At 65.4% G+C, this 22,471-nt stretch carries 29 protein-coding genes; 17 read left to right on the top strand and 12 right to left on the bottom strand.

What is annotated here, in order from left to right; all coding sequences use genetic code 11:
• Window positions 1-48 precede the first annotated feature (48 nt).
• Genes apaG through AC07OE_RS18550 form a run of 4 tightly spaced genes read left to right on the top strand, consistent with a single transcriptional unit; the run spans window position 49 to window position 4,262 of the window.
• Entirely contained in the window at window positions 49-441 is a 393-nt protein-coding gene (apaG, locus tag AC07OE_RS18565) for a Co2+/Mg2+ efflux facilitator ApaG/CorD (protein WP_477890412.1), read from the top strand.
• Complete coding sequence (tlpB, locus tag AC07OE_RS18560) at window positions 441-2,438, top strand: transporter-like protein TlpB (RefSeq protein WP_495072059.1); 1,998 nt, start codon at window positions 441-443, stop codon at window positions 2,436-2,438. The genes apaG and tlpB overlap by 1 nt, the downstream gene beginning before the upstream one ends.
• Before the next feature lie 27 nt (window positions 2,439-2,465).
• Window positions 2,466-3,479, top strand: a complete 1,014-nt coding sequence (thiL, locus tag AC07OE_RS18555; RefSeq protein WP_495072078.1) for a thiamine-phosphate kinase — start codon at window positions 2,466-2,468, stop codon at window positions 3,477-3,479.
• A 3-nt stretch (window positions 3,480-3,482) separates the two neighbouring features.
• On the top strand, window positions 3,483-4,262 hold the full coding sequence (locus AC07OE_RS18550; RefSeq protein ID WP_495072058.1) for a Crp/Fnr family transcriptional regulator: 780 nt from the start codon (window positions 3,483-3,485) through the stop codon (window positions 4,260-4,262).
• Window positions 4,263-4,277: 15 nt separating this feature from the next.
• Here AC07OE_RS18550 and AC07OE_RS18545 read toward each other — a convergent pair whose 3' ends face one another.
• Window positions 4,278-5,099 (bottom strand): EAL domain-containing protein, encoded by an 822-nt coding sequence (locus tag AC07OE_RS18545; protein ID WP_495072057.1) that lies wholly within the window; start codon window positions 5,097-5,099, stop codon window positions 4,278-4,280.
• A 110-nt stretch (window positions 5,100-5,209) separates the two neighbouring features.
• Between AC07OE_RS18545 and AC07OE_RS18540 the strand changes: the two genes are divergently transcribed.
• Genes AC07OE_RS18540 through AC07OE_RS18515 form a run of 6 tightly spaced genes read left to right on the top strand, consistent with a single transcriptional unit; the run spans window position 5,210 to window position 7,981 of the window.
• Window positions 5,210-5,455, top strand: a complete 246-nt coding sequence (locus AC07OE_RS18540; protein WP_495072056.1) for an HNH endonuclease — start codon at window positions 5,210-5,212, stop codon at window positions 5,453-5,455.
• A 48-nt stretch (window positions 5,456-5,503) separates the two neighbouring features.
• Window positions 5,504-5,845 carry an ArsR/SmtB family transcription factor gene (locus tag AC07OE_RS18535; RefSeq protein WP_495072055.1) on the top strand — a complete coding sequence of 114 codons (342 nt, stop codon included), beginning with the start codon at window positions 5,504-5,506 and terminating at the stop codon, window positions 5,843-5,845.
• Window positions 5,842-6,345, top strand: a complete 504-nt coding sequence (locus AC07OE_RS18530) for an SRPBCC family protein (RefSeq protein ID WP_495072054.1) — start codon at window positions 5,842-5,844, stop codon at window positions 6,343-6,345. The genes AC07OE_RS18535 and AC07OE_RS18530 overlap by 4 nt, the downstream gene beginning before the upstream one ends.
• A gap of 21 nt (window positions 6,346-6,366) precedes the next feature.
• The gene (locus AC07OE_RS18525; RefSeq protein ID WP_495072053.1) at window positions 6,367-7,026 is read left to right on the top strand and encodes a glutathione S-transferase family protein; all 660 of its coding nucleotides are present in this window, start codon (window positions 6,367-6,369) and stop codon (window positions 7,024-7,026) included.
• A 48-nt stretch (window positions 7,027-7,074) separates the two neighbouring features.
• The gene (locus tag AC07OE_RS18520; RefSeq protein ID WP_495072052.1) at window positions 7,075-7,512 is read left to right on the top strand and encodes a VOC family protein; all 438 of its coding nucleotides are present in this window, start codon (window positions 7,075-7,077) and stop codon (window positions 7,510-7,512) included.
• Window positions 7,513-7,516: 4 nt separating this feature from the next.
• Window positions 7,517-7,981, top strand: coding sequence for an SRPBCC domain-containing protein (locus AC07OE_RS18515; RefSeq protein WP_495072051.1), 465 nt, complete (start codon window positions 7,517-7,519; stop codon window positions 7,979-7,981).
• A 3-nt stretch (window positions 7,982-7,984) separates the two neighbouring features.
• Here the strand turns inward: AC07OE_RS18515 and AC07OE_RS18510 are convergent, their stop codons facing one another.
• The 6 genes from AC07OE_RS18510 to AC07OE_RS18485 all read right to left on the bottom strand — a co-directional run bounded on the left by AC07OE_RS18510 (window position 7,985) and on the right by AC07OE_RS18485 (window position 14,569).
• Window positions 7,985-9,187 carry an ABC transporter permease gene (locus AC07OE_RS18510; protein WP_495072050.1) on the bottom strand — a complete coding sequence of 401 codons (1,203 nt, stop codon included), beginning with the start codon at window positions 9,185-9,187 and terminating at the stop codon, window positions 7,985-7,987.
• Window positions 9,177-9,947 (bottom strand): ABC transporter ATP-binding protein, encoded by a 771-nt coding sequence (locus AC07OE_RS18505; RefSeq protein ID WP_495072049.1) that lies wholly within the window; start codon window positions 9,945-9,947, stop codon window positions 9,177-9,179. Before AC07OE_RS18505 ends, AC07OE_RS18510 begins: the two co-directional genes overlap by 11 nt.
• Entirely contained in the window at window positions 9,944-11,281 is a 1,338-nt protein-coding gene (locus AC07OE_RS18500; protein ID WP_495072048.1) for an efflux RND transporter periplasmic adaptor subunit, read from the bottom strand. The genes AC07OE_RS18505 and AC07OE_RS18500 overlap by 4 nt, the downstream gene beginning before the upstream one ends.
• A 55-nt stretch (window positions 11,282-11,336) precedes the next feature.
• A complete protein-coding gene (locus AC07OE_RS18495; RefSeq protein ID WP_495072047.1) occupies window positions 11,337-12,737 on the bottom strand; it encodes an efflux transporter outer membrane subunit in 1,401 nt (466 codons plus the stop codon).
• A gap of 109 nt (window positions 12,738-12,846) precedes the next feature.
• Window positions 12,847-13,743 carry an EAL domain-containing protein gene (locus AC07OE_RS18490; protein WP_495072046.1) on the bottom strand — a complete coding sequence of 299 codons (897 nt, stop codon included), beginning with the start codon at window positions 13,741-13,743 and terminating at the stop codon, window positions 12,847-12,849.
• 103 nt (window positions 13,744-13,846) lie between these two features.
• A complete protein-coding gene (locus AC07OE_RS18485) occupies window positions 13,847-14,569 on the bottom strand; it encodes a helix-turn-helix transcriptional regulator (protein WP_495072045.1) in 723 nt (240 codons plus the stop codon).
• Between the two features lie 104 nt (window positions 14,570-14,673).
• Here AC07OE_RS18485 and AC07OE_RS18480 point away from each other — a divergent pair, with 104 nt between their 5' ends.
• Window positions 14,674-15,075 (top strand): DUF2177 family protein, encoded by a 402-nt coding sequence (locus AC07OE_RS18480; RefSeq protein WP_495072044.1) that lies wholly within the window; start codon window positions 14,674-14,676, stop codon window positions 15,073-15,075.
• A 40-nt stretch (window positions 15,076-15,115) separates the two neighbouring features.
• On the opposite strand, the gene AC07OE_RS18475 is transcribed toward AC07OE_RS18480, so the two are convergent.
• Window positions 15,116-15,568: an EVE domain-containing protein gene (locus tag AC07OE_RS18475; protein WP_495072043.1), complete on the bottom strand. Its 453-nt coding sequence runs from the start codon at window positions 15,566-15,568 to the stop codon at window positions 15,116-15,118.
• 3 nt (window positions 15,569-15,571) lie between these two features.
• A complete protein-coding gene (locus AC07OE_RS18470; protein WP_495072042.1) occupies window positions 15,572-15,949 on the bottom strand; it encodes a VOC family protein in 378 nt (125 codons plus the stop codon).
• Between the two features lie 161 nt (window positions 15,950-16,110).
• Between AC07OE_RS18470 and AC07OE_RS18465 the strand changes: the two genes are divergently transcribed.
• Window positions 16,111-16,527 (top strand): PilZ domain-containing protein, encoded by a 417-nt coding sequence (locus AC07OE_RS18465; protein WP_495072041.1) that lies wholly within the window; start codon window positions 16,111-16,113, stop codon window positions 16,525-16,527.
• A 7-nt stretch (window positions 16,528-16,534) separates the two neighbouring features.
• Here the strand turns inward: AC07OE_RS18465 and AC07OE_RS18460 are convergent, their stop codons facing one another.
• Entirely contained in the window at window positions 16,535-17,425 is an 891-nt protein-coding gene (locus tag AC07OE_RS18460; RefSeq protein ID WP_495072040.1) for a sterol desaturase family protein, read from the bottom strand.
• A gap of 111 nt (window positions 17,426-17,536) precedes the next feature.
• On the opposite strand from AC07OE_RS18460, the gene AC07OE_RS18455 reads away from it, so the two are divergent.
• Window positions 17,537-18,439, top strand: coding sequence for a LysR family transcriptional regulator (locus AC07OE_RS18455; RefSeq protein ID WP_495072039.1), 903 nt, complete (start codon window positions 17,537-17,539; stop codon window positions 18,437-18,439).
• On the opposite strand, the gene AC07OE_RS18450 is transcribed toward AC07OE_RS18455, so the two are convergent.
• Together AC07OE_RS18450 and AC07OE_RS18445 are read right to left on the bottom strand one after the other, a co-directional pair.
• Window positions 18,402-18,836: a tautomerase family protein gene (locus AC07OE_RS18450; RefSeq protein WP_495072038.1), complete on the bottom strand. Its 435-nt coding sequence runs from the start codon at window positions 18,834-18,836 to the stop codon at window positions 18,402-18,404. The genes AC07OE_RS18455 and AC07OE_RS18450 overlap by 38 nt on opposite strands.
• Window positions 18,837-18,838: 2 nt before the next feature.
• Entirely contained in the window at window positions 18,839-19,075 is a 237-nt protein-coding gene (locus tag AC07OE_RS18445; protein ID WP_495072037.1) for a hypothetical protein, read from the bottom strand.
• Between the two features lie 127 nt (window positions 19,076-19,202).
• Between AC07OE_RS18445 and AC07OE_RS18440 the strand changes: the two genes are divergently transcribed.
• The 4 genes from AC07OE_RS18440 (at window position 19,203) to AC07OE_RS18425 (ending at window position 22,471) form a co-directional block, all read left to right on the top strand.
• Window positions 19,203-20,114, top strand: coding sequence for a LysR family transcriptional regulator (locus tag AC07OE_RS18440; protein WP_495072036.1), 912 nt, complete (start codon window positions 19,203-19,205; stop codon window positions 20,112-20,114).
• 76 nt (window positions 20,115-20,190) lie between these two features.
• Complete coding sequence (locus AC07OE_RS18435; protein WP_495072035.1) at window positions 20,191-20,964, top strand: GntR family transcriptional regulator; 774 nt, start codon at window positions 20,191-20,193, stop codon at window positions 20,962-20,964.
• A complete protein-coding gene (locus tag AC07OE_RS18430; RefSeq protein ID WP_495072034.1) occupies window positions 20,961-21,758 on the top strand; it encodes a transporter substrate-binding domain-containing protein in 798 nt (265 codons plus the stop codon). The genes AC07OE_RS18435 and AC07OE_RS18430 overlap by 4 nt, the downstream gene beginning before the upstream one ends.
• Before the next feature lie 29 nt (window positions 21,759-21,787).
• A complete protein-coding gene (locus tag AC07OE_RS18425; RefSeq protein ID WP_495072033.1) occupies window positions 21,788-22,471 on the top strand; it encodes an amino acid ABC transporter permease in 684 nt (227 codons plus the stop codon).

Genomic DNA, 22,471 nt, shown 5'->3' with positions numbered 1-22,471 from the left:
TGGAAGGGGTGTTGACAAGGCTATCATTTTCGCAGGTAGCATTGGCCCATGGCCAAATACGAATTTCTGGTGGAAGTTGCCCCCCAATACCTCCCCGACCAGTCTGCACCCGCCGATGACCTGTACGTGTTTGCGTACACCATCACCATCACCAACACCGGTGATGTGACCGCGCAGCTGATTTCGCGTACCTGGAACGTCAACGACGCCAACGGCCACACCGAAAAGGTCAAGGGCCTGGGCGTGGTGGGCCAGCAGCCCCTGCTGAAGCCCGGCCAGGCCTTTGAATACACCAGTGGCACCCGCCTGCGCACGCCCACCGGCACCATGCACGGCAGCTTTTTCTGCGTGGCCGAGGATGGCGAGAAGTTTGATGTGACCATCCCCATGTTTGTGCTGGACGCCCTGAGTGACGCGGGTGGCTCCCGCACTCTGCACTGATGGCCGCGCGCAGCGCCAGCGGCGACATTGCCACCCTGCTCGATACGCTGGACCCGGCTGCCGGGCTGGTGGAACGCCACGTCTGGCTGATCGCCCTGCTGGACTGGATACGCGGCCGCAACGACGGCGCCGATGCCGCAGTGGGCCGCGTGGAGCTGCTGCTGGACGTGCTGGACGCGCGCCCCGCGACCACAGAAAAGCTGCAAGTGTGGTGGCGTGCCCTGCTGCACACCGTGGATGGCAGTACCCTGCTGTCCGACTACGGCTTTGCCTCGCGCAACGCCTTTGTCAGCGAGCTGGTGGAGCGCCTGCACCACAAGCTGCTGCCGGCCACCCCCGAGACCGCGGACGCCTCCGAGCTGTTCGGCCTGGTGCTCGATGACGAACACGACGCCCAATGGCTGGCCGCCCTGCCCGTACCCACCTTGCGGCGCCTGGCCAGTTTGCTGGGTACCCCTGCCGTAGGCCACAACGCAGCCCTGCGCCCCCAACTCACCCACTGGCAAAGCACCCTGCTGGACGCGATGACGTTTTGCACCAGCCAGATCCGAGCGGCCGGGTTTTCCCCCGAGATTCGCCTGCGCATGAGCGTGCCTGCGCGCGATGCCAGCCCCTTCCACCAGCTGGACGCTGACCTGGATGCCGTGCGCCATGCCTGGCTGGCTGGCGAAGACACCCACGACGCTGTGCAGCAGTTCCGCACCCGGTTGGAAGCCTGCCGCCACGCCGCGGCTTCGGTCTACACCCACCTGGACGCGCATGGGATTTCGGTGGACCTGGTGTTCCGCCTGCGCCAGCTGCGCGAGCGTGTGCTGCGCGTGCGTGCCCTGCTGGACTGCCTGCTGGACGACGACACCCAACACGCCAGCGCGCGCCTGGTCTCGCACCTGGCCAGCGTGAGCCAGGAGCAGCGCAGCATCGGTGCGCTGGTGGCGTCCAACTCCTCGCTGCTGGCGGCCAAGGTGGCCGAGCGCAGCAGCGAGACCGGCGAGCACTACATCACCCGCACCCGCGCCGAGTACCGCGAGATGCTGGCCAACGCCGCGGGCGGCGGTGCGCTCACTGCCATCACCACCGCCATGAAGTTCGGCATCCTGGCGCTGGGGCTGTCAGCCTTCTGGGGTGGCTTCTGGGCGGGGGTGTCGTATGCGCTGAGTTTTGTGCTGATCCAGCTGCTGCACTTCACCCTCGCCACCAAACAACCGGCCATGACGGCCCCCGCCATGGCGGCCAAGCTCAAGGATATTGCGGACGACACCGCGCTGGGCGCCTTTGTGGATGAGGTCACCCACCTGGTGCGCTCGCAGGTGGCCGCGGTGCTGGGCAACGTGATCGTGGTGTTTCCGGTCGCCGTCGGCCTGTCGGTGGCGATGCAGTACACGCTGGGCCAGCCCATGATCAGCGAGGAAAAAGCGCACTATGTGCTGCACTCGCTCTCGCTGCTGGGGCCGTGCCTGCTGTTTGCGGCCTTCACCGGCGTGCTGCTGTTTTCCTGCAGCATCATTGCCGGCTGGGTAGAAAACTGGTTTGTGCTGCACCGGCTGGACTCGGCCATCCGCTACAACCCGCGCATCACCGCGTGGCTGGGCACGGCACGGGCCGACCGCTGGGCGCACTTCATGCGCAACAACATCTCGGGCCTGGCGGCCAATATCTCGTTGGGCTTCATGCTCGGGTTGGTGCCCGCCATCCTGGGGTTCCTGGGCCTGGCGCTGGACGTGCGCCACGTCACCCTGTCCACCGGGCAACTGGGCGCGGCCTGTGCCAGCCTGGGCTGGGACGTGGTCAAGCTGCCCGCACTGTGGTGGGCCGTGGCCAGCATTCCGCTGATCGGCGTGCTCAATGTGGGGGTGAGTTTTTACCTCGCCTTTCGGGTAGCGCTGCGTGCGCACAACGTGTCCGGCGTGGGCCGTAGCCGTATCCAGCGCGCTGTGTTTGCCCGCCTGCGCCAGGCTCCGCTGAGCTTCTTTTGGCCCGCGCGCGACACCGCGGCCTGATGACACCGGGTACCTGGCATGGCTGGCCTGGGCGAGTTTGAACTGATTGCACGCTACTTCCAGCGCCCCGAGCGGGCGCTGGGCGCTGGTGTGGCACTGGGGGTGGGCGACGACTGTGCGCTGCTGCAACCCACCCCGGGCATGCAATGGGCCGTAAGCAGCGACATGCTGGTCAGTGGCCGTCACTTCTTTGCCGATGTAGACCCGCGCACCCTGGGCCACAAGGCGCTGGCAGTCAACCTCAGCGACCTGGCTGCCTGCGGCGCCAAGCCCTTGGGTTTCACGCTCGCACTGGCGCTGCCGGACGCTCGGGCGGAGTGGCTGCAGCCATTCTCCGAAGGCCTGTTCGCCCTGGCTGACGCCCATGGCTGTGCACTGGTGGGTGGCGACACCACGCGCGGTCCGCTCAATATTTGCGTGACGGTGTTTGGCGAAGTGCCGCCCGGCCAGGCCCTGCTGCGCAGCGGTGCCCAGGCCGGAGACGATGTGTATGTGAGCGGCACGCTAGGTGACGCCGCACTGGCGCTGCAATGCCTGCAAGGCAAGATCCACCTACCGCCTGGCCTGCTGGCGCAAACACGCCAGCGGCTGGAGCAACCCACCCCGCGTGTGGCACTCGGCCTGGCTTTGCGCGGCGTGGCCACTGCGGCCGCCGATGTCAGCGACGGCCTGCTCGGTGACCTGGGCCACATCCTGGCGCAAAGCGGTGTGGGCGCGAGTGTGCATGCCGATGTTGCTATGCATTTGCTAGCTTCTAGCGCTTATTCCACGGGGGCCAGCGGCCTATTTTCTTCTCAAGCACCGGCTGCGCAGCTGCTGCAGTGTGTGCTGGCAGGTGGTGACGACTACGAGCTGGTGTTTACGGCGCCCCCTGCGAAAGCGGCCGTCGTACAGGCCGCGGCAGTGGCCAGCGGCACGCCTGTGACCCGCATCGGCCACATCCAGGCAGCGCCGGGACTGCGCGTGGTGGACGGTTCAGGCGCCTCGCTGCAGGGGCCCTGGGCCAGCTTTGACCACTTTGCCCCACCACCCGGCGTCTGAGCCATGCCCACCAACAGTTACATCCTGCAGCGCCTGCGCAAGCTCGGGCTGAGCGACGCCGTGGCCGCGCAGACCGCTACCGTGGTGAAGGTGCAGTCCTTCGACGCAGGGCGCAAGATCTGGGTAAAGGGTGGCGAGGTGAGCCACTGGCACTACCTCATCAGCGGCCTGGTGTCCGCATCCATCTCCACCACCAACTCGGAGTCCACCCCCTTGTCCATCTATGGCAAGGGAGCCTGGTTTGGCGAGCAGTCCATCATCAACCGCAAGCCCAGCTTTGCCGACTACGTGTGCCTCACCGCTACCGAGGTGCTGACCCTGCCGGCCGCCACTTTTGACGCGCTGTTTGTGCAGGAGCCGCACTTTGCGCGCTATGTCGCCAAGCTCATGGCGTGGCGGGTGCAGAAGACTTCGGAAACGCTCACCCTCATGAAGCTGGGCAACCCCTGCCTGCGCGTGGTGATGGGCCTGGCCCAGTTTGCCGAAGCGCTGGCCTACAAGTCGGACCGGCCGCCTACCATCGGCTTGGGGGAAGGGGTGGAAATTCCCATCGCACAGACCACGCTGGCCTCGCTCTGTGGCGTGTCGCGCACGTTGTTTTCGGAATATGTGCAACAGCTCGCCCAGCAGGGATGGCTCAAGATTTCCTACGGCAAACTGGAGATCCTGAACATCGATACTTGGCACGCCTTTGCCCGCAGCCAACGCGAGAACAGCGTGAGCCACCTCAACGCCAGTATTGGCGAGCTGCTGCAGGTGCTGCGCGGGCTGGACGCCGCCTGACGCAGCGCAGCCCCTTCAGGCCACGCTGCGCAGCACCTGGCGCGCGCGCAGGTTGAGCTGGCTGCAGGGCGTGCTGTCGGGGCTGCCCAAAAAATAGCCTTGCGCCCAGTTCACGCCCAAGCGGGTGACAGCGCGCAGTGTGTCTTCCGACTCCACCGCTTTGGCCACCAACACACTGTCATGCTTGTGCACCAGACGCACCAGACTCTCTACAGTCTTGGCCTGTTCGGGTTCGGTGGCCAGGTTGTGTGTCCAGCGCGGGGCCAGCTTCACCACATTGGGCAAAATCTTGGCCCAGGCTTGCATGCCACGGTCCGAGGGTTTGAAGTCGTCCAGCGCCACCGACACCCCGGCGGCACGCAGCGGCTTGAGGGCAGCAACCAGCACGTCCAGGTCAGGCACCAAGCCATAGTCAATCACCTCGATGCCGACGCGGCGGGGCGACAGGCCGTATTTGCGCATGCGCTCCAGGATCAAACCACTCAGGTCCGAACTGTGCAGCAGTGCCAGCGTCACCGCACTGAGATTCACAAAAAGCTGCCCTTCCGCACGACTGTCTACCCAGTGCTCAAAGGCCAGTTCTACACACGCCAACTCGAAGTTCTTCAGGCAGCGTTCTTCGTTCGATGCCTTCAGCATGTGTTCCACCGTCAGGTCTGGCAGCGTGAAGGGCGCGCGCGCCAACGCTTCGTGCCCCACGATCTTGCTGCTTTGCACGTCCACCAGTGGCTGGAATACCGCGCGTAGCGAGCGCCCCATCAGCAAGGGCATGACACGGGCGGGCGGCGCGGCGCGGCGGTGGCGCCACCAGGTGCGGAGGGTGTGATGCAAGGACATGCCCGCATTGCAACCGGCCTCGCCCCACGCCGCAAACTGAACCGTCCACCGCTGAACAATTACGATACGGAATCTGCACGACGCCCCGTTCGACCTTCTTTTTTAAGTCCATGACCGCCCTGTCACTCACCCGCGAGAAGATCTACCGCACCGTGGCGCGCCAGTTGCATGGCCAGGTGCCCTGCTGGATCTGCGGCAAGCATGTGGCCCATGCCGATGCCACGCTGGAGCACATCATTCCGCGCAGCGAGGGTGGCAGCAGCCACGTGGAGAACCTTGCCATCAGCCACGATTTTTGCAACAACCAGCGCCATATCCGTGGCACCACGCCAGACAGCAAACGCCCGGCGACTTGACATCGCCCTTTTTTTCTTCTTTAATTTACCAACTGGTTAAATAAAGACATGCAAGACGCCCTCAGCACCACCTTCGCCGCCCTGGCCGATCCGACGCGCCGGGCCATCCTGGCGCGCCTGTCGCAAGGGGAAAGCTCGGTGAGTGACCTGGCCAAGCCCTTTGCCATGAGTGCCCCGGCCGTGACCAAGCACCTCAAAGTGCTGCAGCGCGCCGGCCTCATCAGCCAGGGCCGCCAGGCCCAGTGGCGTCCCTGCAAGCTCGAAGCCCAGCCCCTGCGCGAAGCGGCCGACTGGGTCGCCCAGTACCGCCAGCACTGGGAAGACCGACTGGACCGTCTCGAAGACTATCTGGCCACCCTGCAACCCCCATCCACCGAGGAGAAACAATGACCACCCACGCCCCTTTCACCATTTCCCGATTGCTCAAGGCGCCCCGCGCACTGGTGTGGGAGGTGTACTCCTCGCCCGAGCACCTGCAGCACTGGCTGGGCCCCAAGGGCAGCACCATCACGCACAGCCAGCTGGACTTCCGTGAGGGCGGCACCTACCACTACGCGATGAAGGTGGAAGGCGGCATGGAGCTATGGGGCAAATGGCTGTTCCGCGAACTTCGGGCGCCCGAGAAAATGGTGTTGATCCAGTGCTTCTCCGACCCGCAAGGCGGCGTCACGCGCAACCCGTGGGCAGCCGGCTGGCCCATGTACACCCACTCCACCACCACACTGACCGAGCAGGACGGTGGCACGCTGATGACGCTGGTGTGGGCGCCGCATGAGGCTACCCCCGAAGAAGAAGCACTGTTCGCCGCCAGCCACGACAGCATGAACCAGGGCTGGAGCGGCAACATCGATGTGCTGGAAGACTACCTGTCGCTCTTGCAGACGGCTTGATCCCTTCGCTTCGGAGTCCCCATGTCGCTGACGCTGTACTACCACCCCCTGGCCTCCTATTGCCACAAGGTCCTTGTGGCGCTCTACGAGCAAGACATTGCGTTTGAAGCGCGTGTGATCGACCTCGGTGCAGAAGCCGACCGTGCCGCGCTGGGCGCGCTGTGGCCCTTTCGCAAGTTCCCGGTGCTGCGCGACCACGAGCGCCAACGCACGGTGCCGGAGTCGTCCATCATCATCGAGTACCTGGACCCCTTCGCGGCACTGCCTCCGCTGATTCCCAAAGACATGAACGACGCCCTGCAGGTGCGCCTGTGGGACCGCATTTTTGACAGCTATGTGCACGAACCGATGCAGGACATCGTGCTGGACCACCTGCATGGTTCCCAGGGCGACATGAGCGGGCGGCGGGCCACGATACAGACGGCCTACGGCTTGATCGACACCCAGGTGGCCACACGGTCCTGGGCGGCGGGTGATGCCTTCAGCATGGCCGACTGCGCGGCAGCGCCCGCGCTCTTCTATGCCCACACGCTGGAAGCCATCCCTGAGCCGCTGGTGCATCTGCGGGCCTATTTCGAGCGCCTTATGGACCGCCCGTCCGTGCGGCGCGTGCTGGAAGAGGCCAAGCCCTACTTTCCCATGTACCCGTTTCACAGCGCCATCCCCGCGCGATTTCTGTAACACCCTGCGCCCTATTCCCCTATTCCCATTGCACGAAAGGAGCACCCCATGGCACGCGTCAGCACCTACCTCAACTTCGCCGGCAACACCGAGCAGGCCTTCGAGTTCTACCGCTCGGTGTTCGGCGGTGAGTTCAATGGCCCCATCCACCGCTTCAAGGATGTGCCAGCCTCGCCGGACCAGCCACCCATGCCGGCGGACACCGCCAACATGGTCATGCACATCGAGCTAACGCTGCTGGGCGGCCATGTGATCATGGGCACCGACGCGCCCGAGTCCATGGGCTTCAAGCTCGTGCAGGGCAGCAATGTGCACATCAACTTGGAACCCGACACGCGCACCGAGGCAGAACGCCTGTTCAACGGCTTGTCGGCAGGTGGCAAGGTGGAAATGCCGCTGCAGGACATGTTCTGGGGCGCCTATTTCGGCAGCTTCAAGGACAAGTTCGGCACGAACTGGATGGTCAACTGCAACGCGAAAGCCTGAAACCATGCGTGTCGAAGCCCCGAACGAAATCCTGATCCAACGCACCGTGAAGGCGCCGCGCGTGCTGGCTTGGGCGGCCATGACCGACCCGGCGCAAGTGGTGAAGTGGTGGGGCCCCACGGGGTTTTCCACCACCATCGAAGAAATGGATGTGCGCGTGGGTGGCCACTGGAAGCACACCATGGTGGGGCCTGACGGCACGCGCTACCCAAACAAAAGCATCTTCGAGGAAGTCGTTCCGCCCGTGCGCATCGTCTTCCGGCATGGTGGTGGCAAGGAGCATGGCAAGGGTGCCAACTTTGTCGCCACCTGGACCTTTGACGAGGTGCCCGGTGGTACGCTGGTCACCATCAGCATGCTGTTTCCCACACCCGAGGATCGCAACTTTGTGGTGGCCGAGTACGGCGCCATTGAGGGCGGCAAACAGACCCTGGGCCGGCTGGACGCGCACCTCGCCTCGCTGCAATAGCCGCTATTCGTGCCGCAGCGCGTCGATGGGGTCCATGCGCGCGGCACGCCGCGCCGGAAAGTAGCCAAACACCACGCCAATGCCCGATGAAAACACCAGCGACAGCAGGTTGATCGACGGGTTGAACAGGTAGGGAACCTGCATCACCTGTGCCAGGCCCATGGAGGCCCCGGTAGCCAGCACAATGCCCACCAGCCCGCCCAAGGCGGCCAGCGCCACGGCCTCCATGAGGAATTGCAGCAGCACCTCGCGCTCCAGCGCACCAATGGCCAGGCGCAGGCCAATCTCGCGGGTGCGCTCGGTCACGCTCACCAGCATGATGTTCATGATGCCAATGCCCCCGACCAGCAGGCTCACGGCGGCCACCGCCCCCAGCAGCGTGGTCATCACCTGCGTGGTGCCTGACAGGGTGTCGGCCAGTTGCTGGGTGTCCAGCACGTTGAAGTTGTCATCGTCGCCGTCGGCCAGCTTGCGGCGCTCGCGCAGCAGCTGGGTCAAGCCGGCCTTGACGCGGCTGGGGTCGCTGCCCTCCTGCATGGACACCAGCAAGGTGCCCACATTCAGCGAGCCTGTGACGCGGCGCTGCAGCGTATGCAGGGGCACCATGACCACATCGTCCTGGTCGTTGCCCATGGCCGCTTGGCCTTTGGAGGCCAGAATGCCGACCACCTCGCACGAGAACTGCTTCACCCGCACTTGGGCCCCCAGCGCAGGCTGGCTGCCAAACAGCTCGCGCCGCACGGTCTCGCCAATCACGCAGACGGCCGAACCGGCCTGCTGCTCCTCGTCGGTATAGCGGCGGCCCTGGGCCAACTTCCAGTTACTCACGTCAAACCAGGCATTGGTACTGCCGGTCACACTGGTCGACCAGTTGCGACCATTGGCCACCACGGTGACACCCGCACGCGCCTCAGGCGCCACCCCCTGCACACCACCCATCTGCGTGGCAATGGCCTGCGCATCGGCTTCCTTGAACGACGGTCCGCCACCTCCCCCGGGGCCCTGGCGCTGGCCGGGGCGCACCATGAGCAGGTTGCTGCCCAGGCTGGCGATCTGGTTGTGCACGGCCTGTGTAGCGCCCTGCCCCAGCGTCACCATGGTGATCACGGCGCTCACGCCGATCACGATGCCCAGGATGGTGAGGAAGGAGCGCAACAGGTTGCGCCGGATAGAGCGCAACGCGAGCAGCAGCGTGTTAAGCAGCATGGGCCACCTCCACCTTCCCGGCCTTGTCCACCATCGTGGCTTGGGGGTGGGGGTTGCGCGCGTCATCGGCCACCACGCCGTCCACAAAGCGCACCACGCGCTTGGCGTAGGCGGCCATGTCGGGTTCGTGCGTGACCATGAGCACGGTGATGCCCCGGTCCACATTCAGGCGCCACAGCAGCTCCATGATCTCGTGGCTGCGCTGGGTGTCCAGGTTGCCGGTGGGCTCGTCGGCCAACAGCACGGCGGGCTCGGTGACGATGGCGCGGGCAATGGCGACGCGCTGCTGCTGCCCGCCCGACAGTTCAGCCGGCGTGTGGTGCTCCCAACCCGCCAGCCCCACCGAGGCCAGCGCGCGGCTGGCAGCAGCGCGCCGGTCGGCCACCGACTCACCACGGTAGAGCAGCGGCAGTTCCACGTTTTCTTGCGCCGAGGTGCGCGCCAGCAGGTTAAAGCCCTGGAACACAAACCCGAGGTAGCGGCGGCGCAGACGGGCGCGCTGGTCGCGGCCCAGACTTTGCACGGGCACGCCCTGGAACAGGTACTCGCCCGACGTGGGAGTGTCCAGACAGCCCAGGGTGTTCATGGCGGTGGACTTGCCCGAGCCACTGGGGCCCATGATCGCGACAAAGTCACCAGCTTCGATGTCCAGGTCCACGCCCTTAAGGGCCCGAAACTTGGTGGCGCCCTCGCCGTAGTCGCGCGTGATGCCGCGCAGGCGAATCAGCGGCGTCGAGTCCGGTGTAGTGGCCTCGCTCATGAGCGGGCCCCGGCGGTGCGCTGGTCGGTGATCACCTTGTCGCCCACCTGCAACTCGCCCGCAGTGATCTCGGTCATCCGGCCGTCTGAAATGCCGGGGGTGACTGCCACCGCACCCGCGGCGCCATCCCGCAACACCCACACCTGGCGCGCCGCAACGGCACTACTACCAGCGGTTTTGCGCGTGCCACCGGGCATGCGCGGTATCAGGCTGGAGACAATGCCGCCCTTGCTTTGCGTGGCCGCTGCCGTGGAGGCCAGCGGCGAGAAGCGCAGCGCGGTGTTGGGCACCAGCAGCGCATCCTCGCGTTCGGTGGCCGCAATGGTGGCCGAGGCTGTCATGCCGGGCCGCAGGGTCTGGTCGCTGTTGTCCACCTCCAGGTAGGTGATGTAGGTCACCACGTTGTCGGTCGTGGTGGAACCAAAGGCCACGCGTGTGACCTTGGCCGGGAACTTGCGCATGGGGTAGGCGCTGACCGTGAAACTGGCCTTTTGTCCCACCTGCACCGAGCCCACATCAGCCTCATCCACATTCACCTGCAGGCGCAGCTTGGTCAGGTCTTCGGCCACAGTGAACAGCGTCACGGCTTGCAACGAGGCGGCCACGGCATTGCCAGGGTCCACCGTGCGCGTCAGCACCACGCCATCAATGGGCGAGCGAATCGAGGCCTTGGAAAGGTTGGTCTCGTCGGTGGCCGCAGCGGCCTTGGCATCGGCCACTGCGGCCTGGGCGCTGAGCTCCGAGGCCTGGGCGGTTTCCAGCGTTGCGCGGCTCGTGTCCAGTTCCGTCTTGGACGGCACCTTGCCACCCGACAGGCGCGCTACCTCTTCCAGGCGGGCCAGGCTGGTGCGGGCCTCGCGCGTGGCCACCACAGCTTGGGCCAGCTTGGCCTGGGCAGAGGCCAGCGTGGCACGCGAGCGCTTCACCTGGTCACCCAGTTTGGAAGTGTCCAGCTCCACCAGCACCTGGCCTTTTTTGACTTGGTCATTCACATCCACGAGCACCTGCAGCACGGTGCCCGAGAGCTCGCTGCCGATGCTGACCGAACGCGTGGGCTGCAGCGTGCCATTGGCCGTGACCGACAGCGACAGGTGGCCACGCGCCACCGTCTCGGTCACATAGCTTGGGGCCTGGCTGGCCTGTTGCCGGCCTTTCCAGACCATTCCGCCGGCCACGGCGGCCAGCAGCAGCACCACCGCCCCCACCCACACCATGGGCCTGCGCCACCAGACACGGGCGGCAGGCTCGTCCAGAAGGAGGATGACGTCTTCGGTACGCAGGGGCGCACGTGCGGCAGCAGGGGTGGGCTGGGATTCAGGGGTGGAGGCAGTCATGGCGGGCATTCAAAAAATAAGAGGATTCGGTGCGGCGGTGTTCTCGGACTGGCACCTAGTTCCAGCCACCACCCAGCGCCTTGTAGAGGCGCACGTGGTCAGCGCTGACATCGGCCACCGTGCTGGCCACGCTGTCCTGCGCGCCCAAGAGCGTGCGCTGCGTCGTCAGCACGGTTTGAAAATCGATGAGGCCGCTCTGGTAGCGCTGGCTGGCCAGCAGGGCCGCGTTGCTGGCTGCATCGGCTGCGGTTTGCAGCTCCACCAGCCGGTTGCGGTCGCCCTGCAGGGCTGCCAATGCGTCTTCCACATCCTTGAGGGCGGTGAGCACCGTAGCCTGGTAGGCCACATGGGCCTGGGCCAGTGCGGCTTCCTGCGCACGCACCTGGGCCTTGGCCGCACCGCCGTCAAATATGGGCGCCGACACGCTGGCGAGCAAGGAACCGACCAGGGACGCGCCATCGGTCAGTGCACCCAAGGTCAGGGCCTTGAAACCCAGCGTCGAGCTCAATGAAAAACTGGGGTAACGCGCCGCCTCGGCTTCGGACACGCGGGCCATGGCGGCCGTGACCTTGAGCTCTGCCGAGCGCACATCCGGGCGCTGGCGCAGCGTATCCACGGGCAGGCTCAGCGCCAAATCTGGCGGGGCCTGGGGCACGGGCTGTGCGGCCGCCAGAGTTTCGTAGAGCGCTGCCGGGGCCTGGCCGGTCAGCACGGCCAAGCTGTGCAGGGTCTTGCTGACGCTGGCTTGCAGCGCGGGCACCTGGGCAGCCGTCTGGGCCACGGCGGTGCGGGCCTGCTCGACTTCCAGCGAGGTGGTCAGCCCTGCCTGGGCACGCCACTGCGTGATTTGCAGGGTCTCGGTCTGGCTCTGCAGATTGCTCTGCGCAATGGCGACCTGGGCCTGCAGGCCGCGCAGTTGGATGTAGGCCACGGCCACTTCGGCCGCCACGGACACGCGCACGTTGGCCAGGCTGGTTTGCGCGGCATCGGCGTCGGCCTGGGTGGCATCGGCGGCGCTGTGTTTGCCACCAAAGATGTCGGGCTCCCAGCTGGCATCAAAGCCGGCCGAGAAGCTGTTGCCCGCCGTGGCACTGCTGCCGCTGCCCGAGAAGCTGCGCTGCGCCGAGGCGCTGGCGCCGACGGACGGCCCCAAGCCTGCCACCTTGGCATCGCGTAACGCACGTGACTGCTGCAGGGCGGCCTGTGCGGTTTGCACATCGGTGTTGGCCAGCAGCGCCTGATTCACCAAACGCGTGAGCTGCGGATCGTTGAAGCGCGACCACCAGTCTGCCAACGCGGTCGGCGTGGTGCCGGCTGTCCAGGCGGCGGGCACCGACACGGCTGACGCGGGCGCCACAGGTTGGGCTGGCAGCAAGGTGGAACAGGCCGACAGGGACAGTACCGCCAGAACCAGGGCGGTCAGGGGGAAGGAATGGGGAAATGCAGGCAGTTTCAATTCACGCTCAGTGCACACGGGGTGCTATTGCAGTGAAGTGATGGTGCCTGCCTCGCTTGACACGTCTGTGCGGTTGGCGTGAAGCTATGTAAAGTTCAAAGCCACAGCGTCAGTCGAACCACTGCAGGCCCTGCGGGCCCGTATCCACCGCCACCAGCTCTGCGGGCTGGGAGGCTGGCTCATGCGGAACCCACTTCTCGCTCAGCACCTGGCGTGCACGCAGGTTGAGCATGTCCACGGCCGAAGGGGAAGGGAAACCCAAAAAGCGACCCTGGGCAAGCTGGATGCCGGAGTCGCGCACGATGCGCAGGTCTTCCGCGTCTTCCACCGCCTTGGCCACTATGACGGCGCCAGTCTTGAACCCAAAGGCGGCCAGCGAGCGCAACACCTTGGCCTTGGTAGGGTCTTGCTGGAGGTCCGTGCTCATACGGGCATCCAGCTTCACGATGGCGGGCTTGAGCTGCATCCACAGATTGAGGCTGCGCTGCGAGGCCTTGACGTCGTCCAGCGCAATGGCGCACCCCAGGGTCTGCAGCGTCATGGCCGCACGGCCCAGCGCAGCCAAGTCATCGAGCTTGCGGTGGTGCGTCACCTCCACCACCACACGCTTGCAGGGCACGCCACTGCTGAGGCACAGCTCCTGCACCCGCGTGAGCCCCTGGGCTGCGCCCAGCGCCACCAGCGTGGCCGCGCTGAAGCTGAGGTAAATGCGGCCCTGGGCATGGGGATAGCCCCAAGCTTGCAGGGCGCGGCCGGCGCAGGCCAGCTCTACTTCGGTCTGCAGCGCGATGGCTTGTTCGGAGTCCAGCAGCACCGGGGGCAACTCGGTACCGCTGTGGCCGCGCACCAGCGCCTCGTGACCGTCAATCTCGCCGGTTTGCAGTGCAATGACGGGCTGGTACAGGGTTTCAAGCTTGCCCTGGTCCAGCAGCACCTGCAGGGGATGCGGCGGATTTTTGGCAGGCCAACGCTGCAGCAGACGGTGGAACAGGGGCGTAGCGGACATGGGAAAAACCTCGGAGCAAGGGACCCACCCAATCTACGGCCAAAGCCACGCCTTTCCTGTGTCCAAATTGTTCCGGTTTGCAAAGTACCGCGGCCGTGCGGCCCTAGGTGCCACCCTCTTGCAAGCGCGAAATTGCCTCTGGTGGGGCCGCGGTACGCAGGTAATCGGCCAGGGTTTTGCCGGGCTCTTCGGCAAAGCGACCTGCTGCACTTTGTAACAATTCCAGCTGTTCCATGCGGTCCAGGCGGAAGCTGCGAAAGCCCTGGCGCGTCTCGCACCAGGCGGCCAGCGTCCAAACCCGGCCCCAGTAAAAGCAGCCCAGCGGGCGCAATGTGCGTTCGCTGGTCTTGTCGGCCGCATCGCGGTACTGAAGGCGCACCTTGGTGCGGGCCTGGGCGGCTTCGCGCAAGGTTTGCAGCGTGGCCTGCACCGCAGGCTCCAGGCCCACGGGCGGTGCGTAGATGGCCATGCTTTGCGCCGCCGTGCGCGCCGCGGCCGGCAGCACCGAGAGGATCTTGCCCAGCGCGACCTGGGAGTTTTGCGCCAGCACCGGGTCTTGCCAGACCTGGGCCATGCGCACCGAGGCCACCAGCGCGCGCGCCTCGTCCACACTGAACATTAAGGGTGGCAAATCAAACCCCTGGCCCAGGCGGTAGCCCATGCCGGCTTCGCCTTCAATGGGAACGCCCTGGTGCTGCAGATCGGCCACATCGCGATAGACGGTGCGCTCGGACACCTCCAGCCGCCGCGCCAGAAAGGCGGCCGTGGTGAGGCGGCGGCCCCGGATGAGCTGAACAATCTGGAACAGGCGGTCGGCGCGGCGCATGGAAGTTGAATATGTTTTGAGCCTCTAGCCCCCATGATACTTGCGCTAGCAGCTAGCAATTTCATAGCATTACGGACAAGCCGAACATTGGCTAAGCTTGCACCATGAACAAATACGTGGCGACGTACGCAGCCACCGCCCTGCTCATGCTGGCGCTGGACCTGCTGTGGATTGGCGTGGTGGCCAAGGCGCAGTACCAAGACGGCATCGGCCACCTCATGGCAACCGAGCCGCGCCTGGGCGTGGCTGCGCTGTTTTATGCCCTGTACCCAGTAGGTCTGGTGCTGTTTGCGGTGGCGCCGCAAGGCAGCAGTGGCAGCTGGGCCAGCACCCTGGTGCACGGTGCGCTATTTGGCCTGTTTGCCTACGCCACCTACGACCTGACCAACCTGGCCACGCTGAAAGGCTGGCCCGTGGGCCTGGCGCTGCTGGACCTGGCCTGGGGCACCGTGGTGAGTACCGCCGCGGCGGCCGCAGGCAAGCTGGCCTGGGACACATTTGCATGAAAAAGGCCTCCAGCCCTCGTCGAATTTGCGCCAGTAGCTCCTAAAGGTATAGCAACTCGGGCGCCGCCCGCATGGCGTGGGCAATGTGCAGCATGTCCGCATCGCTGACCTGGAACAGGCCAAACCGGAACTTGTAGCCCCAGCGGCTTCGGTCTTCCACAAATTCAAACTCGTCCAGCAGCGGCAGGATGGGCGCCTCCAGCGCTGGCACATAGGCCACGTCTCGCCGGTAGGGCACAAAGCCGCCGCCCATGTCGAACGCATACGGCACGCCCGGCTGCACGATGCCAATCGACACGAATGACTGCAACTTGTCCTTGCCGCCCATGCTGACCGTGGGGCTGTAATAGGCCACGCGGTCGCCCGGCGCCATGCGCTTGAGCGGCGCGGCCTTGCCGTGGCAGACCTGCATATAGCCCTGCTCCGGCACCGCGCAGCCACGGCGGGCGTGCGCGGCGCAGGCCACGGCAATCCAGTTGTTGCGCGTGGTCATGGATCAAGCCAATGCGTGTAGGCCGACGCGGTTGCCGTCCAGGTCGGTGATGTGGGCGAAGAAGCCCATGCCTGGTGGCAGCGCAGTGCGCGGCTGCGCAATCTGTCCGCCCTGGGCCACGGCGCGCTCCAGTGCGGCGTCCAGTGACGGCGATGCGTCCAGGTAGACCAGCGTGCCGCCGGTGGACACCTTGGGCGCTGTGGGGCCCATCATCAGTGCGCCGCCGGTACCGTCGGCCTCCGGGTCGTAGGGGAACACGGCACCTTCGCTGGGGCCCATGTTCTCCCGGCGCATGCTGCTGCCCAGCACGGCTTCGTAAAAGGCCTGGGCGGTGTCCAGTTGGGTGGTGGGGATTTCAAACCAGCTGATGGCGTTTTTCATGGTGCATTTCCTTGTTGCGTTGAAGAAGCCCAGATGGTGCGGGGGGGCTACTGACAGCGGTATGTCAGGAGGGTGCAACGCAGGCGTCACTGCTTTGTCACAGCGCTGCAACGCAAGGCCCGCACCATGGTGGTCGTCTTCATCGCTTTGGGGTTTATTGCATGCCATCTTCTGAACAACGGGTACACACCCGCGCGCCGTTCTTCCTGCTGGGCACCGGCGCCAATGCCACGTCACTGTTTGCATTCCGCGACGCCAACGACCCGCAGTCCATTGCGGCCCTGGTCATGGACATCAGCGAGGGCGGCGTGCAAATCCTCTCCCAAGCCGGCCTGCAACTGACGGGCAAGTCCTTTCACCTGGAGCTGGTCGTCAGCCCTACCGATGTCTCGGAAAAACTCGATGGTGGCGAGGTGCAGTGGGTGTGGTCACGCCCCGAGGGCATGTACACCCGCAGTGGCTTTGTCGCGCGGGCCGACACCCAGGTGCTGTCCCTGCTGCTGGCCACGCTGCAGGCGGCCGACCACAAGGTGCTGCGCTGCGTGCTGCACCCCGTGGGCGAGCAGGCGCTGGCCTGAATCCGGGCTACTGCGCAGCCGGCGGCGGGGCAGCGATGCCGTCCGCCTCCTCCATCGCGTTGGCGCGGCCGCCCGGTGCCAGCACCGAATGCGCACGGCGTGACTGCAGCAGTGGGTAAAACATCTCCACGAACCAGCGCTCTTTGCCGTGCAGCAGGTCGTCCTGCAGGCCCACCTGGGGCGGGTAGCGGCGGGTGATCTTGGCCGAGCCAAACAGCAAGTCCCACACAAACAGCAGGTTGCCGAAGTTGCCCTTGTAGTGGCCCACGCCATCGGCATTGCTCAGCGCGTGGTGCGCCCAGTGGGTGGCGGGGGTGGAGAACACCCGCTCCACCACCCAGGCCACAGGATGCAGCCAGCGGTGGCGGTACAGCGGTGCGTCCCACGCCACGCTGCAGTGCGCCCCCATGATGACGGTGAGCTTGACCACCACATAGACCAGGTAGACGTTGGCAAAGCCCAGGTAGATGAGCACGCCCGACACCCACAGGCCCGGCATCATGGCGTAGTAGAAAAAGTTGTTGCGGTAGGTGATGCGGATGCTCATATAGTGCGCCGTGTGGTGCGCGCGGTGCAGCGGCCACAAGAGCGGGGTGTGCGAGAGCCGGTGCCACCAGTACTGTGTCATGTCGTCACCCACGAGCAGGATGGCCACCATGGCCCAGACCGGCAAATCCGCCCAGGCCATGTGGTACTCGGGCGCCAGCCAGGTGCCCAGCTTGCCGGTGATGAAAAAGATCAGCGGTTGCAGCAGTGCCACAAGCGCCAGGAACATGGCAGCTTCCAGCTTGGTGTCGTCGGGTGTGGCGCGGTGCTCGCGGTGGCGGCCCGAACGCCATTCCAGCAGAGCAAAGCCCAGGATGATGCCGATCAGCACCAGGTTTTGAATTGCGTTCATCGCGTGTGTCTCCAGCGGGTTGTGGTTTTCTGTCCATTGTTGGGGGCCACACGGATTGAGTCCAATGCAATTACACGGTAATTTCAATGCATTCACTGCATTGAAGCCTGCATGGACATCAAGCGACTGACCCACCTGGTGGTATTGGCCGACAAGCGCAACTTTGCGCGCGCCGCCGAGGCCTTGGCCTTGAGCCAGCCTGCGCTCACACGCAGCGTCCAGTCGGCCGAGGCCGAGCTGGACATGCGCCTGTTCGACCGCGGCCCGCTGGCTGTGACGCCCACGCCGGCCGGTGAATTTGTGCTGGAGCGCGCACGCCGCCTGGTGTTTGAGAGCCGCTGCCTCAAACGCGATGTGGCGCTGTACCGCGAGCGCAAGCTGGGTGACACCGCGTTTGGCGTGGGGCCCTACCCAGGAGCAACCTTCATTCCGCCGCTGCTGGGTGCCATCCGCCACGAATTCCCCGACATCCATGTGCGCGTGCGCACCGGCAACTGGGAGTTGCTGGCCCACGACCTGCGGGCCGAGGAGCTGGAATTTTTTGTGGCAGACACGCGCGACCTGCCGGCCGATCCCGATCTGGTGGTGCGCCCGCTGACGCGGCTGCATGCGGGCTTTTTTGTGCGGACCGGGCACCCGTTGGCTCGCGCAGCCGCGCCAACGCTGGATGCCCTGTGGGGCTACGGCGTGCTCAGTGTGCGGGTGCCTGCAGCCGTTCAGCAGATGCTGGCGCGCAAACTGGCCCTGCCCGAGGGGGCGGTGCCCGCGCTGGCCCTGGAGTGCGACGACATCCACACCCTGCTGCAGGTGGCACTGGCCAGCGACAGCGTACTGGCCGCACCGCGCGAGGCCGTGGCCGCCGCCCTGCAGGCGGGCACGCTGGTGCCACTGGAGGTAGCCGACCTGCCACCCCTGTTCAGCGAGATGGGCGTGGTGACGCTGCGCGGGCGTAGCCCCTCCCCCATGGCCGATCTGCTTATGCGGCGCTTGCCAGGGCTGAGCGCGCAGGCGTAGTACCGGCCAGGCCGCGTGCGCGTGCTGCCTGCGTGTGGCCGCCATAGCCCCAGTCGCTGGCGGGCACCTCCCGCACGATCACATAGCTGGCGGGCTCCAGCCCATCCCCCTCACCCAGTTGGTCTTCCAGCTCGGCAAATGCGGTGGCAATGAAGGCAGCCTTTTGCTCCGCGGTGTTGGTGCCCTGGGTGATGCTGATCTCCAGCAGTGCCGTGGGGCGCTGGACATCGCTGCCCCCTACGTGCCAGCGCGCGGCGGGCACGTCGTCAATAACAACCGCCGTCACTTCGGCGCGCTTGCCCAGTTGTTCGTGGGTGATGCGCGTGAGCGCCTCGGCCAAGGCGCGGTAGCGCGAGGGGTTTTGCAGCGGCGAGATTTTGAGTTGCAGCGTGGGCATGGTCAGGCTTTCGTGGTGGTGGTGTTAGATGTAGTGGATGGGGAACGACGGTTGCGACGGGCCAGGCGGGCCTTCAGCCGTTCGGCACTGCGCAGCGCGAGGTCCTGGCTGCGGTGCCACACGGCATCGGCACCGCGCCAGAAGTCATCCACCGCTTCGCGGCGCAGCCGCAGCGCCTCGCATTTGGCTTGTTCGTGCAGTTGGGCAATTGCGGTGGCTTCGGGAGCAGAGGGGAACATGGTGGACTCCGGTAATCAAGTGATGGTCTGAACTTTATTGACACAACCAACATTCGGAAACCGCGCAAAATCCATATTGGTTTTGCACTATTTGCAAAACCAACCCATACAGCCGCACAATGGCGCCATGCAACTCCAACTCGATGACGTCGCCCTGTTTACCCGCATTGCCCAGCTGGGCACCCTGTCGGCCGCGGCGCGTGAGCGAAATGTGTCGGTCAGTCAGGTGACGCGCGCACTGACCCGGCTGGAGGCAGCCTGCGGCGTACGCCTGCTGCACCGCACCACCCACGGCCTGAGCCTGACCGACGAGGGCGACACACTCCTGGCCTATGGCCAGCGCCTGCTGGACACCACGGCCGAGCTGGACAGTGAGCTCAGTGGCAAGCTCAGCGGACCCAGCGGCTGGGTGCGCATCAGCGTGAGCCCACTGATGGCCGAGTGCGTGATTGCGCCCAGCCTGGAGGGCCTCTACCAGCGCTGGCCGCTGCTGCACCTGGACATCAATGCCGACGACCGCATTGCCGACATGGCGCGTGACGGTATCGACGTGGCCATCCGCACCGGCGCGTCCGTCAGCGACACGCTGGTGGCGCGACAGATTGGCGAATACGGCCGCACGCTGTATGCATCGCCGCGCTACCTGGCGCGCTGCGGCACACCCCAGCACCCCGACGACCTGGCCCGCCACCACCTGATTGCCAACAGCGCCAGCCCCAACCTGAACCGCTGGAGCCGCATCGACCAGCCCGACCTGGTGGTACCGGGCCAAACGCGCACCGACAACACCGCCCTGCTGCTGAACCTGGTGGTGCAGGGCGTGGGCATTTCACGCCTGCATGATCTGATGGCCGCGCCGTGGGTACGCAGCGGCGCGCTGGTGCCGCTGCTGCAGAACCACTTTGCCAGCCCGCGCATTCCCATCTATGCCGTGATGCTGCAGGAGCGCCACCGACTGCCCAAGATCCGGGCCTGCATCGACTACTGGGCGGAATGCCTAGCCAAATTGGCGCAGCCCGTGCCCCAGCAGGGGGCGTAGACCGGCCTTTGGCTCACCACCCTGGTGCGCATATCTTGTATACCAGTGGCATGGGTTTTGCAGTGTTGCAGGCCCTATGGCCAACGCATCCGACATCAGCACCCGCATCATTGAAGCCGTGATGGCGCAAAAACTGGCGCCCGGTGCACGCCTGGGCGAGCAGCAAGTCGCCATGCTGTTCGACTGCAGCCGCACCATCGTGCGCGAGGCGCTGACCCGGCTGGCGGCGCGTGGCATTGTCACGGTCAGCAGTCGGCGTGGCTGGTATGTGATCGAGCCTTCGCTGAGCGAAGCACGCGAGGCCTTTGAGGCACGCCGCGTGATCGAGATGGGGCTGATCCGCTGCACCACCGAGGTGAGCAAGACCGCCATCAAGAAACTCAAAGCCCACATCAAGACCGAGAAAGCGGCCGTGAAGGGCACGGATGTGGGGCTGCGCAGCTACCTGCTGGGCGATTTTCATGTGTGCCTGGCCGAGTGCCTGGGCAACAGCCTGCTGGCCGACACCCTGCGTGACTTCACCGCACGCACCACGCTCATTGCCATGCTCTACCAATCCACCCACGATGCCGCCCACTCGTGCGAAGAACATGGCCGCATCGTCGAGGCCCTGGAGGCCTCCGACTGGGTGCTGGCCGAGCAACTCATGCAGGCCCATATTGGCCATGTGCAGGACGCCCTGCGCCTGCAAGCCCCCAGCGGCGATCCGCTGGCCGAGTTGCGCAGCGCCTTGAGTCCGTTGACCGAACCACCGGCTGCGCCGCCCCGACGTTTGGCACACAGCTTGCATACAAGTTCTGCCGACAAACCTCCCAAAGACACCTCAACCTACCTTGGAGCCTTGCTATGACCTCCCCCCTGAAAAAACGCACCTTCACTCTGGCCCTGGCCGCCAGCGCCCTGCTGGCGGCAGCTGGCGTGCACGCGCAAACCGCGTTGGATGACATTCTCAAAAACAAGGTCCTGAAGGTGGCCGTACAGACCGACTCTGCGCCCTACGGCTTTGTCGGCACCGACCTCAAGCCCATCGGTCTGGACGTGGACATGGCCAACTACATCGGCAAGAAGCTGGGCGTGCCTGTGGAACTGGTGGTGGTGGTGAGCGCCAGCCGCATTCCCGCACTGCAGACCAAGAAGGCCGACCTGGTGATTGCCACCCTGGGCAAGAACCCCGACCGCGAAAAAGTGATCGACTTCTCCTCTGCCTACTCCCCTTTCTTCCAGGCCGTGTTTGGTCCCAAGAACGTCAGCGTGAAAGCCTTCACGGACCTGGGCGGCAAGTCCGTGGGTGTGACGCGCGGCGCCATGGAAGACCAGGAGCTGGGCAAGGTGGCACCCAGCAACACCGACATCAAACGCTTTGAAGACAACAACGCCACCATCGCCGCGTTTACGGCCGGCCAGGTGCAATTCGTCGCGTTGGGTGCCTCGGTGGCCGGCAACATGATGACCAAGAACCCACAGCTCTCCAGCGAGTACAAGCTGCTGCTGAAAGACAGCCCCAACTTCATCGGCATCGCCAAGGGTGAGGACAAGCTCAAGGCCAAGGTGAACGAAATCATTGCGGAAGCCAAGAAGAGCGGTGAGCTCGAAGCCATGGCCAAAAAATGGCTGGGCCGTGGCGCAGGCGACCTGCCCCTGTAACGCCTGATACCGCCTGATCGAGCATCTCCATGCGCATTCAGCTGGACTTTGGCGCCGTGCTGGCGGAGTGGCCCCTGCTGCTCACCGGCATCGGCTGGACCCTGGCGCTCACGGCCGCTGCCGTATTGGTGGGCACGGCCCTGGGCATTGCCTGCGCCTGGGTGCGCGCGCGCGGCTTTGGCGCCACGCTGGCACCGCGCTGGCTGCAGGCCGTGGTGGGCGGCTATGTGGAACTGATCCGCAACACGCCCTTCATCGTGCAACTGTTCTTCATCTTTTTTGGCCTGCCGGCCGCGGGTTTCAAGCTGTCGGCCGAGACCGCGTCCTTCATCGCCATGGTGATCAACCTCGGAGCCTATGCCACCGAGATCCTGCGCGCCGGGCTGGAGGCCACGCCCAAGGGGCAAATCGAGGCCGCCGTGAGCCTGGCGCTGACCCGGCTGCAGACCTTCACCCGGGTGGTGCTGCCGCCCGCCTTCAAGAAAATCTGGCCCAGCCTGGTGAGCCAGATCATCATCGTAATGCTGGGCTCCTCGGTGTGCGGGCAGATATCCACCCAGGAGCTGAGCTACGCGGCCGACCTGATCCAGAGCCGCAACTTCCGCTCCTTCGAAGCCTTCATCGTGGTCGGCACGCTGTACCTGCTGCTGTCCTTCGCGGTGCGCCACCTGCTGAACTGGGCGGGTGCCACCTTTGTTTTCGGGAGGCGCTAG

The organism is Rhodoferax sp. GW821-FHT09E07 (assembly GCF_059416145.1).
Note: the sequence above shows the minus strand (reverse complement) of the source record. Positions and strands in the feature narration are given on the sequence as shown.

What these genes read in the sequence shown, in the direction of transcription:
- apaG (WP_477890412.1), top strand. Translation starts at nt 49, where the DNA reads ATGGCCAAATACGAATTTCTGGTGGAAGTTGCCCCCCAATACCTCCCC.
- tlpB (WP_495072059.1), top strand. Translation starts at nt 441, where the DNA reads ATGGCCGCGCGCAGCGCCAGCGGCGACATTGCCACCCTGCTCGATACG.
- AC07OE_RS18550 (WP_495072058.1), top strand. Translation starts at nt 3,483, where the DNA reads ATGCCCACCAACAGTTACATCCTGCAGCGCCTGCGCAAGCTCGGGCTG.
- AC07OE_RS18545 (WP_495072057.1), bottom strand. Translation starts at nt 5,099, where the DNA reads ATGTCCTTGCATCACACCCTCCGCACCTGGTGGCGCCACCGCCGCGCC.
- AC07OE_RS18540 (WP_495072056.1), top strand. Translation starts at nt 5,210, where the DNA reads ATGACCGCCCTGTCACTCACCCGCGAGAAGATCTACCGCACCGTGGCG.
- AC07OE_RS18535 (WP_495072055.1), top strand. Translation starts at nt 5,504, where the DNA reads ATGCAAGACGCCCTCAGCACCACCTTCGCCGCCCTGGCCGATCCGACG.
- AC07OE_RS18530 (WP_495072054.1), top strand. Translation starts at nt 5,842, where the DNA reads ATGACCACCCACGCCCCTTTCACCATTTCCCGATTGCTCAAGGCGCCC.
- AC07OE_RS18525 (WP_495072053.1), top strand. Translation starts at nt 6,367, where the DNA reads ATGTCGCTGACGCTGTACTACCACCCCCTGGCCTCCTATTGCCACAAG.
- AC07OE_RS18520 (WP_495072052.1), top strand. Translation starts at nt 7,075, where the DNA reads ATGGCACGCGTCAGCACCTACCTCAACTTCGCCGGCAACACCGAGCAG.
- AC07OE_RS18515 (WP_495072051.1), top strand. Translation starts at nt 7,517, where the DNA reads ATGCGTGTCGAAGCCCCGAACGAAATCCTGATCCAACGCACCGTGAAG.
- AC07OE_RS18510 (WP_495072050.1), bottom strand. Translation starts at nt 9,187, where the DNA reads ATGCTGCTTAACACGCTGCTGCTCGCGTTGCGCTCTATCCGGCGCAAC.
- AC07OE_RS18505 (WP_495072049.1), bottom strand. Translation starts at nt 9,947, where the DNA reads ATGAGCGAGGCCACTACACCGGACTCGACGCCGCTGATTCGCCTGCGC.
- AC07OE_RS18500 (WP_495072048.1), bottom strand. Translation starts at nt 11,281, where the DNA reads ATGACTGCCTCCACCCCTGAATCCCAGCCCACCCCTGCTGCCGCACGT.
- AC07OE_RS18490 (WP_495072046.1), bottom strand. Translation starts at nt 13,743, where the DNA reads ATGTCCGCTACGCCCCTGTTCCACCGTCTGCTGCAGCGTTGGCCTGCC.
- AC07OE_RS18485 (WP_495072045.1), bottom strand. Translation starts at nt 14,569, where the DNA reads ATGCGCCGCGCCGACCGCCTGTTCCAGATTGTTCAGCTCATCCGGGGC.
- AC07OE_RS18480 (WP_495072044.1), top strand. Translation starts at nt 14,674, where the DNA reads ATGAACAAATACGTGGCGACGTACGCAGCCACCGCCCTGCTCATGCTG.
- AC07OE_RS18475 (WP_495072043.1), bottom strand. Translation starts at nt 15,568, where the DNA reads ATGACCACGCGCAACAACTGGATTGCCGTGGCCTGCGCCGCGCACGCC.
- AC07OE_RS18470 (WP_495072042.1), bottom strand. Translation starts at nt 15,949, where the DNA reads ATGAAAAACGCCATCAGCTGGTTTGAAATCCCCACCACCCAACTGGAC.
- AC07OE_RS18465 (WP_495072041.1), top strand. Translation starts at nt 16,111, where the DNA reads ATGCCATCTTCTGAACAACGGGTACACACCCGCGCGCCGTTCTTCCTG.
- AC07OE_RS18460 (WP_495072040.1), bottom strand. Translation starts at nt 17,425, where the DNA reads ATGAACGCAATTCAAAACCTGGTGCTGATCGGCATCATCCTGGGCTTT.
- AC07OE_RS18455 (WP_495072039.1), top strand. Translation starts at nt 17,537, where the DNA reads ATGGACATCAAGCGACTGACCCACCTGGTGGTATTGGCCGACAAGCGC.
- AC07OE_RS18450 (WP_495072038.1), bottom strand. Translation starts at nt 18,836, where the DNA reads ATGCCCACGCTGCAACTCAAAATCTCGCCGCTGCAAAACCCCTCGCGC.
- AC07OE_RS18445 (WP_495072037.1), bottom strand. Translation starts at nt 19,075, where the DNA reads ATGTTCCCCTCTGCTCCCGAAGCCACCGCAATTGCCCAACTGCACGAA.
- AC07OE_RS18440 (WP_495072036.1), top strand. Translation starts at nt 19,203, where the DNA reads ATGCAACTCCAACTCGATGACGTCGCCCTGTTTACCCGCATTGCCCAG.
- AC07OE_RS18435 (WP_495072035.1), top strand. Translation starts at nt 20,191, where the DNA reads ATGGCCAACGCATCCGACATCAGCACCCGCATCATTGAAGCCGTGATG.
- AC07OE_RS18430 (WP_495072034.1), top strand. Translation starts at nt 20,961, where the DNA reads ATGACCTCCCCCCTGAAAAAACGCACCTTCACTCTGGCCCTGGCCGCC.
- AC07OE_RS18425 (WP_495072033.1), top strand. Translation starts at nt 21,788, where the DNA reads ATGCGCATTCAGCTGGACTTTGGCGCCGTGCTGGCGGAGTGGCCCCTG.